We start from the raw sequence: 13,469 nt of genomic DNA, 5'->3' as shown, positions 1-13,469 counted from the left end.
AGGGCTTCATCGACGCCGAAACCCTCCTCCGTCTCGCCAAGCGATACGAAAAGACAAACTACGGCGCATACCTCAAACGAGTCGTGGAGGAGGGTACGGTCGAGAAATCATTACAATCCGATCGAACCGTCTAGCGTCGGGCTAACTCTCACGTCTGAAACCGGCTGCCGAAGGGCCGACTCACCCCCTCGGGTGTGGCGAAAAGCCATGTCTTTTAAGAATTCACGGCGAGAATAATCGGAAAGAGCGCCGGAACCTTGTTGGGTCGATGGCGTTCTACTACCACGGCGCGATCTGCTTCGACGACGCGCCGAGCAACACGGGGGGGCTCTCGTGACCGACACGACGTGTAACGAAGTGCTGCGTACTCGCGGGCGGACGGTTCCGGTCGGAATGTCGGTCCTATCGGGACTATCTGTGATCGCGCTCGGTGCAGCACTGACGGTTCTGTCAGTCGGCACGGCCGATGCTTCTTATTATTACTATTACGGCGGCCAGCCGGTGATGCGCGCCCCCGGGCCCGTGATGATGCCGGCCCAGCCGCGGCCTGCCAAGAAGGCAAAGCGCACCAAGACCGAGGAGCCCAAGAAGGACGCCGCCGCGCAGCGGCAGCCCCGCGGGCCGCTCGTCGTCTCGGTGTCGATCGGCGAGCAGCGTGTCCGGGTCTACGACGCGGCCGGCCAGATCGCCGAAGCGCCGATCTCCAGCGGCACCAAGGCGCATCCGACCCTCACGGGCGTGTTCAGCGTGATCCAGAAGGACCGCTATCACTACTCCAATCTCTACAACAACGCGCCGATGCCCTACATGCAGCGGCTGACCTGGTCCGGCACCGCGATGCATACGGGCGCGCTGCCCGGCTATCCGGCGTCGCACGGCTGCATCCGCCTGCCGAACTCCTTCGCGACCCAGCTCTGGGGCATGACCAAGCTCGGCACGCGGGTCGTCGTGGCTCGGACCGCGGTCGTGCCGGTCGAGTTTTCGCATCCGCAGCTCGCGCTCTTGAAGAAGAAGCCGGAGCCCGCGGTGCCGATGGTGGATTTGTCCCGTGCGTCCGGCAAGACCGCGGCCGCGACCGACGGAACGGCGACCGATGCGCCGAGCCCGGCCGCGCCGGCCGCCGAAGCCGTCGCGCCGGCTCCTGAGACGGCCCCTTCCGCCGAGCCCGCTGCCGTGCCGACGACGACCGCTCCCGCCGCCGCGCCCGCTCCGATCGCTCCGCTCGCCGAGCAGGGGCCGGTGAAGCCGCTGAAGCCGGGCCCGGTCGCGATCTTCGTCAGCAAGAAGGAAGGCAAGCTGTTCGTCCGCAAGGGGTTCGAGCCGATCTACGAGACCCCGATCACGGTCGCCCAAGCCGACAAGCTGCTCGGGACGCACGTGTTCACGGCGACCGGCTTCGAGGAGGACGGGCGGACGCTGCGCTGGACCGCGATGTCGCTGCCGCCGGAAATGCGCTCCGAGCCTGCTGCCGAGTCGCGTAAGGCGAAGGGCGCCAAAGTCGTCGCTCCGGCGATCCCGGCCGCCACGCCGGCCATCACGGCCAAGGACGCGCTCGATCGCGTCGAGCTGCCGGCCGAGGCGGTGGAGAAGCTCTCCGACCTGATGTCGCCCGGCGCGTCGCTGATCGTGTCCGACAAAGGCCTCGGCCCGCAGACCGGCCGCGGCACCGACTTCATCGTGCTGAGCCGCTGAACGACGCGCTTTCGGGGCGCCACGCCCCGGCGTGACGACTCGCCGCTCCGAACCTCGAGACAATGGCCGGGCCTCTCGCCCGGCCATTTGCTTTTGCTCGGTTCGGACGACTTCTCCGGACGATGAGCGTAGGTATTTTTCCCGAGTGCGAGGCAGGGTCCCGGAAATTGTCCTGGATGCCAGGACGTCGGTGCGTTAAGGAATCGCTTTCCGATCTGGCCGGACCGGCTTCGGCAAGTGGCGGCGCGTGTCTCGCGTCGTGCGGGTGTCCTTCGGACTCCCGGGTCCGGCGCGTGCGGCGCTCGTCGTCGCCTCGCGGCGCCTTGCGGTGATCCTCACCGTGTCAGCGGCCCGCTGTCCCGGATCGGCATACGGGGTGGGGGCATGCCGGAGGTCGCGATCGGTCTTTGGTGCATCGCGGGCTTTCTCGGAACCGGCGTCTTGGCGGTGGTTCTCGGGGGCCGTGCGATCGCGACGCCGCTCGTCTACGGCACGACCCTGGTGATCGCGCTCGCCGCCCTGCTGCTCGCCCTCGACGTGCTGCTGGGCGGACGGCCGGCGACCGCGACCGTGCTGCCGATCGGCCTTCCCGGCCTGGGCGCCCATTTCCGCCTCGATTCGCTCTCGGCCTTCTTCATGCTGGTGGTGAATTTCGGCGCTGCCGCCTCGAGCCTCTACGCCATCGGCTACGGCCGCCACGAGCACGCGCCGATGCGCGTCCTGCCGTTTTTCGGTCCGTTCCTGGCCGGCATGAACCTCGTCCTGCTCGCCGCCGACGGCTTCTCGTTCCTGCTGTCCTGGGAGTTCATGTCGCTCGCCTCCTGGACGCTGGTCGTCTCGCATCATCAGGTGGCGGCCAACATCCGGGCCGGCTTCACCTATCTGGCGATGGCGAGCTTCGGCACGCTGTGCCTGCTGCTGGCGCTCGGGCTGCTGGCCGCGGCCGGCGGCGAGTTCACGTTCGAGCGCATGCGCACCGCGACCGTGAGCGAGTCCGTCGCCGCCACCGCGACCCTGCTGGCGCTGATCGGCGCCGGCTCCAAGGCCGGTCTCGTCCCCCTCCATGTGTGGCTGCCGCTCGCCCATCCGGCGGCGCCGAGCCACGTCTCGGCGCTGCTCAGCGGCGTGATGACCAAGGTCGGCATCTACGGCTTCATCCGCATCGTCTTCGACGTGGTCGGCGATTTCAGCCCCTGGGCCGGCCTCGTGGTCGTGGTCGCGGGTGGCGCCACGGCGGCGCTCGGCGTGCTCTATGCGGTGATGCAGCGCGACCTCAAGCGCCTGCTCGCCTATTCGACGGTCGAGAACATCGGCATCGTCTTCATCGGCCTCGGGCTGGCGCTGGCGTTCCGGGCGAACGGGCAGGGGCCCGCCGCCGCGCTCGCGCTGACGGCGGCGCTGTTCCACGTGTTCAATCATTCGGTCTTCAAGAGCCTCTTGTTCTTCGGCGCCGGGGCCGTGCTTTCGGCGACCGGCGAGCGCGACATGGAGAAGCTCGGCGGCCTCGTCCACCGCATGCCGCAGACCGCGGTCGTCTTCCTGATCGGCTGCATGTCGATCGCGGCGCTGCCGCCACTCAACGGCTTCGTCTCGGAGTGGATGACGTTCCAGGCGATTTTGCTCAGCCCGCAGCTCCCGCAATGGGGTTTGAAGTTCGCCGTGCCTGCCGTCGGCGCCATGCTGGCGCTCGCGGCGGCGCTCGCCGGCGCCTGCTTCGTCAAGGCCTTCGGCGTGGTGTTCCTGAGCCGGCCGCGCTCCTCCGCCGCCGCCACCGCGGTGGAGGTGGACGGCTTCTCGCTCACCGCGATGCTGCTGCTCGCCTGGGTCTGCGTGCTCGCCGGCACCCTGCCGGGCTTCGTCATCGACGCGCTGTCTCCGGTCGCCCGCGAGCTCACCTGGAGCGCGCTGCCGGCCCAGGCGGGGCTGCCCTGGCTGTCGATCGTGCCGATCGCAGAGAGCCGCAGCTCCTACAACGGCCTGGTCATCTTCTTCTTCCTGGTCGTCTCCGGCGTGATGACCGCCGTGGTGGTGCACCGGCTGGCCTCGCGGAGCACCCGCACGAGCCCGATCTGGGACTGCGGCTATCCGCTCGACAGCCCGGTGACGCAGTACACCAGCTCGAGCTTCGCGATGCCGATCCGCCGCGTCTTCGGCACCGTGCTGTTCGCTGTGCACGAGACCGTCGACATGCCGCGCCCGGGCGAGATGCGCGCCGCCCGGTTTCGGATGCGGGTCCGCGATCCCGCCTGGCGCTTCCTCTACGGACCGCTGGTCCGCTGGATCATGCGCAGCGCCCAGCGGCTCAACCGGCTGCAGTTCCTCACCATCCGGCGCTATCTCGCGCTGGTCTTCGCGGCCCTGATCGTCCTCATGCTGGTGGTGGCGATATGGCGCTGACCGTCGAGCTCGCGCTGCAGCTCCTGCAGATCGGCATGGTGGTGGCGATCGCGCCGCTGATCATGGGCATCACCCGGAAAGTCCGGGCACGCCTGTTGCGCCGGCGTGGGCCGCCGCTGGTGCAGCCTTATCTCGATCTGTGGAAGCTGATGCACAAGGAGGTCGTGGTCGCCCCGAACGCCTCCTGGGTCTACCGTCGCGCGCCCTATGTGGTGTTCGCGGCGACCTGGGTGGCGGCGGGCCTCGTCCCGACCTATGCGACCGGCCTCCTGTTCTCCTGGTCGGCCGATCTGATCGCCGTGATCGCGCTGCTCGGCACCGCGCGCTTCGCCCTGGCGCTCGCCGGCATGGATGTCGGCACCGCCTTCGGCGGCCTCGGCTCGTCGCGCGAGATGATGATCGCGTCGCTGGCCGAGCCGGCCATGCTGCTGATCTCCTTCGCGGTCGCGCTGATCGCCGGCACCACCCAGCTCTCCGCCATCGCGGCACTGTTCTCGACCGGCGACGTCGGCGTGCGGGTGTCGCTCGGCCTGGCTCTGCTCGCGCTGATCGTGGTCGGCATCGCCGAGAACGCCCGCATCCCGATCGACAATCCGGCGACGCATCTCGAGCTGACCATGGTGCACGAGGCGATGATCCTCGAATACTCCGGGCGCCATCTCGCCATGATCGAGGCGGCCGCCCAGCTCAAGCTGGTGCTGTACTTCTCGCTCGTCGCCTGCTTGTTCGCCCCCTTCGGCATGGCGGTCGGCGGCGACCAGTCGGCGCTCGCCTTGGGGATCGGCATCGTCACCTTCCTGGGCAAGCTCGCCGTGTTCGCGGTGCTGCTGCCGATCGCCGAGACCACGGTCGCGAAGATGCGGGTGTTCCGTTATCCCGCGTTCGTGGGCAGCGCCTTCGCCGCCGCGGCGCTCGCCGTGTTCCTGCGCTTCGTGTCGCGAGGGTTCTGATGTCCCCGCTGTGGTTCGACATCGCACATCTGTTCGCCGCCGGCGTCCTGGTGCTCAGCCTGATGCTGCTCTACCAGGATCGCATCACGGCCGTGATCAACGTGTTCGCGCTCCAGGCCGTGGTGCTGTCGCTCTCGGTCGGCTGGCAGTCGATCGTGCAGGGGGCGCCGCACCTTTTGGCGACCGCCTTCATCGCGCTGATCGCCAAGGGCATCATCATCCCGACCGCGCTGCACCGGATCGTCCGCAAGCTCGACGTTCATCGCGAGGTCGAGCGGGTGGTCAGCGGCGGCCTGACCATGCTGGCGGGCCTCGCCTTGGTCGCCCTCTCGATCCTGCTCGTGCAGCCGGTGGTCGAGACCGCGGACCCGGTGGCGCGCGAGGACTTCGCGTTCGCGCTCGCCGTGGTGCTGCTCGGCCTGCTGCTGATGATCACCCGGCGCAACGCCGTTACCCAGGTGGTCGGCTTCATGTCGCTGGAGAACGGCCTGATCCTGGCCGCGACCGGCGCCCGGGGCATGCCGCTCGTGGTCGAGGTGTCGGTCGCCTTCTCGGTGCTGATCGCCTTCATCGTGTTCGGCGTGTTCGTGTTCCGCATCCGCGAGCGCTTCGACACGGTCGACGTCAACGTGCTCGAACGCTTCCGCGGCGAGCGGCGGGAGCACCTGTGATGCAGGAGCTCGTGGCCGCGCTGCCGCTGTCGCCCGTGACGCTGGTCCTGCTGTTCCCGGCGATCGCGATCCCCGTGCTGGTCGCGATCTCCAATTACCGGCTCAGCGCCGGCCTGAACGTGCTGTTCTCGGGGCTCACCCTCCTGGCCGGCGTGCTGCTGCTGGCCGCTCCGCGCATTCGCGGCGACTTCCTCATCATCGACGACTTCAACATCTTCCTGATCGTGCTGACCGCCTTCGTCGGCTTCACCACCAGCGTCTACAGCGCCAGCTATATCGGCCACGAGCTGGAGACCGGCAAGCTGACGCCGACCTTCCTGCGATTCTACCACGCCATGTATCAGGCCATGATGGGCGCGATGAATCTCGCGCTCGTCTCCAACAATATCGGCCTGATGTGGGTGGGGCTCGAGGTCGCGACGCTGGCGACCGTGATGATGGTCGGCATCTATCGGACGCCCGAGGCCATCGAGGCGGCGTGGAAGTACTTCATCCTCGGCAGCGTCGGCATCGGCCTCGCCTTCTTCGGCACCATCTTGATCTACATGGTGTCGTCGAGCGTCATCGGCAGCGGCGTCCCGGCGATGGCCTGGGACGAGATCGTCGCCCATGCCGGGCAGCTCGATCCGAAGCTGTTGTCGCTCGCCTTCGTGTTCCTGCTGGTCGGCTACGGCACCAAGGTCGGGCTGGCGCCGTTCCACGCCTGGCTGCCGGACGCCCATGCCGAGGGGCCGACACCGATCTCGGCCGTGCTCTCGGGGCTTCTCCTCAATGTCGCGCTCTATGCCCTGCTGCGCTTCAAGATGGTGCTGGCCGGCAATCCGTTCGCCATCGACGCCGGCGCCATCCTGATGACGCTCGGCCTCGTCAGCCTGCTGTTCGCGGCGTTCATGCTGTACCGCCGGCGCGACATCAAGCGGCTGTTCGCCTATTCGTCCATCGAGCACATGGGCATCGCGACCTTCGCGTTCGGCATCGGCGGGCCGCTGGCGAACTTCGCCGGCCTTCTGCACATGACCATGCATTCGCTGGTCAAGTCGGCGATCTTCTTCGCCGTCGGCCACGTCGCGCAGGCCAAGGGCACGCAGCGGCTCGCCGATATCAGCGGCCTGTCGACGACGCATCCGGCGCTCGCGGTCGGCTTCGCGCTCGGCGTGATCGCGATCGTCGGCCTGCCGCCCTTCGGCGTGTTCATGAGCGAGTTCCTGCTGGTCTCCACTGCCTTCTCGCGCCAGCCGATCCTCACGGTGCTGCTGGTCCTCGGGCTGCTGCTCGCGCTGGGCGCGCTGCTCCTGCGCCTGCAGGACGTGATGTTCGGCGTCCCGCGGGGAAAATCGGAGCCCGTGAAGGCGTCCTTCGTGCCGCTCTTCGTCCATCTGCTGATCGCGCTGGTCGCCGGCCTGTGGCTGCCGGAGGCGCTGGTGCGCTGGTTCCGCGGCGTCGCCGCGCTGCTCGGGTGACTGTCATGGCCGAGGACCGCATCTCCGCTCTGCTGGCCGACGCGCTGACCGTGGTCGCGCTCCGCCCCTGGCCGCGCTACGAGGTCGATACCACGGCGTTCGAGGCGATCGCGCAGGCGCTCGGCGACGGCGAGCGTGAGATGCTGGCGCTGTGGGCCGACACCGGCATGGTCCACATGGCGCTCCGCCGCATCGGCGAAGCACCGTGCGTGGTGTCCACGGCCGTGATCGATGGGCGTTTTCCCTCTGTCGGCTGTCGGCACGCGCCGGCGATCCGTCCCGAGCGGGCGATCCGCGATCTCTATGGCTATGAGCCCGTCGGCGCGCCGGACCTGCGGCCGTGGCTCGACCATGGGGCCTGGACCCTCGCCCACCCGCTGGGCTCTCGCGGCCAAGCCGTGCCGCGCGACCCGGCCGACTACGACATGCTGCCCGTAGTCGGGGAGGGGTTACATCAGATTCCGGTCGGACCCGTGCATGCCGGCATCATCGAGCCCGGCCATTTCCGCTTCACGGCAAACGGCGAGACCGTGGTGCGGCTGGAGGAGCGGCTCGGTTACGTCCACAAGGGTATCGATGTTCTCACCACCAATGTCCCGGTCGAGCAGGCCGCGAAGGTGGTGGCGCGCGTGTCAGGCGACTCGACCGTCGCGGCGAGCTTCGCGTACGCCCTCGCCGTCGAGGCGGCGCTGGGGATCGAGGTCCCGCGTCGTGCCGCGGTGATCCGCGGCGTGATGGCCGAGCTGGAGCGATTAGCAAATCATTTCGGCGACATCGGCGCGATCTGCAACGATGCGGCCTTCGCCATCATGCTGGCCCATTGCGGCATCTACCGGGAGCGCATCCTGGCGGCCTCGGCCGCCGTGTTCGCCCACCGCCTGATGATGGACACGATCGTGCCGGGCGGCGTCACGACCAACGTCACGGCCGAGGGCGCGCGGCTGATCGCCGCCGCGCTCGACGAGATTTCTCCCGCCTTCGACGAGATCGTCCGCCTGTACGAGGACACGCCGTCGATCCAGGACCGCACCTGCGGAACCGGCCATCTCGCAGCGGACCTCGCGGTGCGGTTCGCGGCCGGGGGGCCGGTCGGCCGGGCGTCGGCGCGCGACTTCGACGCGCGGCGGGATCTGGCTTACGCTCCTTATGCGGGCCGCGACTTCGAGGTGCCGGTGCTCACCGCGGGCGACGTGGATGCCCGCGTGCAGATCCGCATCCGCGAGGTCGCCGCCTCGATGAAGATGATCCGGGAGTGGCTCCGCGCCCTGCCGGTCGGGCCGATCCTGGCGCCGGTGCCGGACGCCGTCGCGCCGTGCGAGGGGATCGCCGTGACGGAGGCGTTCAGGGGCGACCTCCTGGTCTGGCTGCGGCTGCTACCGGGTCGAAAGGTCGCGCGCTGCCATGTTCGCGACGCGTCCTGGTTCCAATGGCCGCTGCTCGAGGCCGCGATCGAAGGGAACATCGTCGCGGACTTCCCCCTCTGCAACAAGTCCTTCAACTGCTCCTATTCGGGACACGATCTGTGACGGCCGCGCCAGACGTCTCCGTCGATCAGGACGGGCAGGTGAGCGTGCGGCATCTCACCCGGGGCATCGAGCCGTCATGCGCACCCTGATCCTGAAATCATTGTTCGCGACCCCCGTGACGGTGCCGGCGCCCGGGCCCTCGCCGGGCGCGCTCGAGGAGGTCGGCCGTACGCTCGAGGATCGGGTGCGGCGAGTCTATGGTCGTTCGCTGACGATCCGCGAGGTCGACGCCGGCTCGTGCAACGGCTGCGAGCTGGAGATCCACGCGCTCAACAACGCGATCTACGACTGCGAGCGCTTCGGGCTGCGCTTCGTCGCCTCGCCGCGGCATGCCGACGTGCTGATGGTGACCGGGCCGGTCACCCGCAACATGAAGGTAGCCCTGGAGCGCACTTACGCGGCCACCCCCGACCCGAAATGGGTCGTGGCGGTCGGCGATTGCGCCGCCGGCTGCGGCGTGTTCGGAGAGAGCTACGCGGTCGTCGGCGCCGTGGACAAGGTCGTCCCGGTCGACCTGACGCTGCGTGGGTGCCCGCCTCGCCCCATCGATTTGCTGCAGGGCTTGATCGCGCTCGTCGATCGGGCCAGCACGCCGGTACGTGCCCGGGGCTAGCTTACCTCTCCCGGCGGACTACGGCGGGTTGCGGGTCATCGGCTATACTACTGATGGACTTCGGTGCCGGTCTTCAGTGACTGTGCGTGCTCGAATTTCTGCATTTTTTTCGCGCCGAGGTTTTTTCGATGTCGACGATGACGATGCATATCGAGGCCGGCACTCCGGTCCGCGCCAAGAAAGCCTTCTACCAGACCCTCTACATCCAGGTGCTGTTCGCGATCGTGATCGGCGGACTGCTCGGCTGGCTTCAGCCCGAGATCGCGACCAACGAATGGATCAAGGCCCTCGGCGACGGCTTCATCAAGCTGATCAAGATGGTCATCGGGCCGATCATCTTCTGCACCGTGGTGTCCGGCATCGCCCACATCCAGGACGCCAAGAAGGTCGGCCGCGTCGGGGTGAAGGCGCTGCTGTATTTCGAGGTGGTGTCGACCTTTGCGCTCGTCATCGGCCTCGTCGTGGGGAATATGTTCCCGGTCGGTCACGGCATCGGCGCCCAGGCGAATGCCCAGGCGGTGGCGAAGTTCGCCCAGCAGGCGGGCGAGCACAAGACCGTCGACTTCGTGCTCGGCATCATTCCGGACAGCGTGGTGGGGGCCTTCGCCCGGGGCGACATCCTGCAGATCCTGCTGTTCTCGATCCTGTTCGGCTTCGCCCTGATGATTCTGGGCGAGCGCGGCCACGGCGTCCGCACCTTGATCGACGACCTGGCGCAAGGCGTGTTCGGCGTCATCGCCATCGTCATGAAAGCGGCGCCGTTCGGCGCCTTCGGCGCGATGGCCTATACGATCGGCAAGTTCGGCCCGGCCGCGCTCGGCAATCTCGCCGGGCTGGTCGGTCTGTTCTATCTCACGGCGGCGCTGTTCGTGTTCTTGGTCCTCGGGACCATCGCCCGCATCACCGGCTTCCGTATCACGCGCTTCCTGGCCTACATCAAGGACGAGCTGCTGATCGTGCTCGGCACCTCCTCGTCGGAGAGCGCGCTGCCTCAGCTCATGCGCAAGCTCGAGGCGCTGGGCTGCTCGAGGTCGGTGGTCGGACTGGTCGTCCCGACCGGCTATTCGTTCAATCTCGACGGCACCAACATCTACATGACCCTGGCGACGCTGTTCATCGCGCAGGCCATGGGTGTCGAGCTGTCCTTCGCCGACCAGATCACCATCCTGCTCGTCGCCATGCTCACCTCCAAGGGGGCGAGCGGCGTCACCGGTGCCGGCTTCGTCACGCTCGCGGCGACCCTGACCGTGGTCAACCCGGCGCTGGTGCCCGGCATGGCGATCGTCTTCTCGATCGACAAGTTCATGAGTGAGTGCCGGGCTCTGACCAATCTCACCGGCAACGGCGTGGCCTGCATCGTCGTGTCCTGGTGGGAGGGCGAGCTCGACCGCGAGAAGCTCCGGTCGGCCATGTCGGGCAAACGGCCGTCGCCCGAGACCGCTGCAAGCGCTGCGGGTTGACGCGATCTGTACAAAAGAGAACCGGCCGCCGAGGCGGCCGGTTCTTTGCAGAGTTTTCGTGACAGCCGGCGCCGAAGCGCCCGATCGCGTCAGCTGATCGTCACCAGCGGCTGGTCGGCGTCGACCGCGTCGCCTTCCTTCACGTGGACGCCCGTGACGGTGCCGGCCTTGTGGGCGCCGATCACGGTTTTCATCTTCATCGCCTCGAGCACGACGACCTGATCGTCGGCATCGACCTTGTCGCCGACCGATACGCTGACCTCGAGCACCACGCCGGCCAGGGGCGCGAGCTGGTCGTCGGCGCCGCCGCTCGGGGCGGCACCCTTGGCGGCCGGGGCAGCGGCCGGAGCCGGAGCCGCCGCGGGCGCGGCCGGAGGCGCCACAGGCGCCGGAGCAGGCCGGGGCGGGGCGACGGGCGCATGGGCCACGGGCGCCGGAATCGGAGCGGGCATGTAGGCGCCGGCGTCCGTGACGTCCTCGACGACGACGTCGAATACCCGGCCGTCGACAGTGATCCGCAGATGTCTCATCATGATTGGTCTCGTCCCGAACGGCGCGATGTCAGTTGTGGTTCGACTTGTGGGGTGCATGCGAGGCGTGGTGACGCGTCCGCGTCTGAGCGGTCCAGCCGGAGCCGGGTCGTGCCTCGCCGATATAGACGATCCGGTGAGCCCCGAACGCGGCCGCCGCGATGGCGGCGATCACGGCGAGGTCGTCGGAGCTCACGCCCGGCCCGAAGGCCGGTGCTGTCGCCGTCGTCGGCAGCTTGGGGGCCGCGGCCGGCACGGCCACGGCCTCTTGCTGCGGGCGGCGCATCATGATCCTGACCGTGACGACCGCCGTCAGGGCGGCCACCACGGCGCTCACCAGGAACGAGCCGTAGAGCTGGAGGAGGAGGCCCCCGAGCATCTCCTGAGTCATGTCCGAAGGACTCCGTTTTGCTGCGGCATGGTCATCAAAGCGGGATCAGCCCGTGCTTCTTCGCCGGCCGCAGCTCGCGCTTGGTGAGCAGCTTGCGAAGCGACAGCGAGATCGTGGCGCGGGTCATCTCCGGCTCGATGATGTCGGTGATGTAGCCCTTGGACGCGGCCAGATAGGGCGAGGCGAACTCGTTGCGATAGTGCTCGACGAACTCCTTGCGCTTGGCCCGCTTGGCTCCCGCGTCCTCGATCGCCTTCAGCTCCTTGCTGTACAGGATGTTGACGGCGCCTTCGCCGCCCATCACGGCGATCTGCGCCGTCGGCCAGGCGAACACTACGTCGGCCCCCATCTCCTGGCTGCACATCGCGAGATACGAGCCGCCATAGGCCTTTCGGGTCACGATCGTGATCTTCGGCACGGTCGCGCTGGAATAGGCGAACAGCATCTTGGCGCCGTGCCGGATGATGCCGCCGCGCTCCTGGTCGATCCCGGGCAGGAAGCCGGGGACGTCCACGAAGGTGACGATCGGAATGTTGAAGGCGTTGCAGAAGCGGATGAACCGGGCACCCTTGTCGGACGAGTCGATGTCCAGGCAGCCGGCCTTCTCCATCGAGTTGTTGGCCAGGATGCCGACGATCACGCCCTGAACCCGGCCGAAGCCGACGATCAGGTTCTTGGCGAACTGGGCGTGTATTTCGAGGAGATCGCCGTCGTCGAGCACGCGGCGGACAATGGCGTGCATGTCCATCGGCTCGGAGGCGTCGGAGCGCACCAGCGCGTCGATGCCCGGATCGGGATCGAGGTTGAGCTCCGGGGTCGGGTCGTGGGGCGGATCTTCGGTATTGTTGCTCGGGAAGAACGACAGCAGCTTCTGGGTCAGCTCGACGGCGTGGGCGTCGTCGTCGGCCAGCAGGTGCACGTTGCCGCTCACCGAGGCGTGCATCTCGGCGCCGCCGACGTCGTCCATGCTCACGTCGCGGCCGGAGACCGACTTGATCACCTGCGGGCCGGTGATGAACATCTGGGCGTTCTGCCGCGTCATGATGATGAAATCCATCAGCGCGGGAGAGTAGGAGGCGCCGCCGGCGCACGGCCCGGCGATGATGGCGATCTGCGGCACCACGCCGGAGAGCACCACGTTGCGATAGAACACCTCGCCGTAACCGGAGAGAGCGTCGATGCCTTCCTGGATGCGGGCACCGCCCGAATCCTTGAAGCCGACCAGCGGCACGCCGTTCTTCTCGGCGTAGTCCATGGCCCAGACGATCTTCTGGCCGTGCATCTTGCCGAGAGTGCCGCCGACGACCGTGAAGTCCTGGCTGAACGCGGCAACCTGTCGACCGCCGACATAGCCGGTGCCGACCACGACACCATCGGCCGGAATCTCGACCTCCGACATGCCGAAGGCCGTGCAGGCATGCTTCGCATGCGCGCCGTATTCCTGGAAGGTGCCGTCCTGCAGCAGCGCCGCGATCCGCTCGCGCGCCGTCATCAGGCCCTTGGCGTGACGATCGGCAGTCTTCTTTGCGCCACCAGCGGCCAGAATCTTGTCCCGGCGCTTGGCGAGAGTTGACCGTAATTCATCGTCGAGCGGCATGCTCGCCCCCTTCTCCACCGATGCCGGATGGATAACGCCGCGTTTGCTTTTCCATCGGATCGAACGCGGCCTTCGCTCAAATCACCCCGCGACCGCGCCCGGAGCGACCAACTACACCATAAGCGCGCGTTCTCGTCGATTCCCTCCGCACTTGCGGCAGATACCCATGGGCGCCAAAAACC

The 13,469-nt window shown here is 67.9% G+C and carries 11 protein-coding genes; 8 read left to right on the top strand and 3 right to left on the bottom strand.

The window, feature by feature from the left end:
• The first annotated feature begins 393 nt into the window (after window positions 1-393).
• The 8 genes from CH341_RS00720 (at window position 394) to CH341_RS00685 (ending at window position 10,769) form a co-directional block, all read left to right on the top strand.
• Entirely contained in the window at window positions 394-1,692 is a 1,299-nt protein-coding gene (locus tag CH341_RS00720) for a L,D-transpeptidase (RefSeq protein ID WP_111417121.1), read from the top strand.
• Window positions 1,693-2,076: 384 nt separating this feature from the next.
• Window positions 2,077-4,089 (top strand): hydrogenase 4 subunit B, encoded by a 2,013-nt coding sequence (gene hyfB / locus CH341_RS00715; RefSeq protein ID WP_111417120.1) that lies wholly within the window; start codon window positions 2,077-2,079, stop codon window positions 4,087-4,089.
• The gene (locus CH341_RS00710) at window positions 4,080-5,039 is read left to right on the top strand and encodes a respiratory chain complex I subunit 1 family protein (protein ID WP_111417119.1); all 960 of its coding nucleotides are present in this window, start codon (window positions 4,080-4,082) and stop codon (window positions 5,037-5,039) included. The genes hyfB and CH341_RS00710 overlap by 10 nt, the downstream gene beginning before the upstream one ends.
• The gene (locus CH341_RS00705) at window positions 5,039-5,710 is read left to right on the top strand and encodes a hydrogenase-4 component E (RefSeq protein WP_111417118.1); all 672 of its coding nucleotides are present in this window, start codon (window positions 5,039-5,041) and stop codon (window positions 5,708-5,710) included. The genes CH341_RS00710 and CH341_RS00705 overlap by 1 nt, the downstream gene beginning before the upstream one ends.
• Entirely contained in the window at window positions 5,710-7,170 is a 1,461-nt protein-coding gene (locus tag CH341_RS00700) for a hydrogenase 4 subunit F (protein ID WP_111417117.1), read from the top strand. The genes CH341_RS00705 and CH341_RS00700 overlap by 1 nt, the downstream gene beginning before the upstream one ends.
• Window positions 7,171-7,175: 5 nt before the next feature.
• Window positions 7,176-8,696, top strand: coding sequence for a hydrogenase large subunit (locus CH341_RS00695; protein WP_111417116.1), 1,521 nt, complete (start codon window positions 7,176-7,178; stop codon window positions 8,694-8,696).
• A gap of 76 nt (window positions 8,697-8,772) precedes the next feature.
• Window positions 8,773-9,309, top strand: a complete 537-nt coding sequence (locus CH341_RS00690; protein WP_111417115.1) for an NADH-quinone oxidoreductase subunit B family protein — start codon at window positions 8,773-8,775, stop codon at window positions 9,307-9,309.
• Between the two features lie 128 nt (window positions 9,310-9,437).
• Window positions 9,438-10,769 carry a dicarboxylate/amino acid:cation symporter gene (locus CH341_RS00685; RefSeq protein WP_111417124.1) on the top strand — a complete coding sequence of 444 codons (1,332 nt, stop codon included), beginning with the start codon at window positions 9,438-9,440 and terminating at the stop codon, window positions 10,767-10,769.
• 89 nt (window positions 10,770-10,858) lie between these two features.
• On the opposite strand, the gene CH341_RS00680 is transcribed toward CH341_RS00685, so the two are convergent.
• Genes CH341_RS00680 through CH341_RS00670 form a run of 3 tightly spaced genes read right to left on the bottom strand, consistent with a single transcriptional unit; the run spans window position 10,859 to window position 13,287 of the window.
• Complete coding sequence (locus tag CH341_RS00680; protein ID WP_111417114.1) at window positions 10,859-11,302, bottom strand: biotin/lipoyl-containing protein; 444 nt, start codon at window positions 11,300-11,302, stop codon at window positions 10,859-10,861.
• Window positions 11,303-11,330: 28 nt separating this feature from the next.
• A complete protein-coding gene (locus tag CH341_RS00675) occupies window positions 11,331-11,690 on the bottom strand; it encodes a hypothetical protein (RefSeq protein ID WP_111417113.1) in 360 nt (119 codons plus the stop codon).
• Between the two features lie 34 nt (window positions 11,691-11,724).
• Window positions 11,725-13,287 carry an acyl-CoA carboxylase subunit beta gene (locus CH341_RS00670; RefSeq protein ID WP_111417112.1) on the bottom strand — a complete coding sequence of 521 codons (1,563 nt, stop codon included), beginning with the start codon at window positions 13,285-13,287 and terminating at the stop codon, window positions 11,725-11,727.
• Window positions 13,288-13,469: the final 182 nt, after the last annotated feature.

The sequence above is a fragment of the Rhodoplanes roseus genome (genome assembly GCF_003258865.1).
GTDB lineage: Bacteria > Pseudomonadota > Alphaproteobacteria > Rhizobiales > Xanthobacteraceae > Rhodoplanes > Rhodoplanes roseus.
The sequence above is the reverse complement of the archived record's forward strand: the minus strand, read 5'-3'. Positions and strand labels throughout refer to the sequence as shown.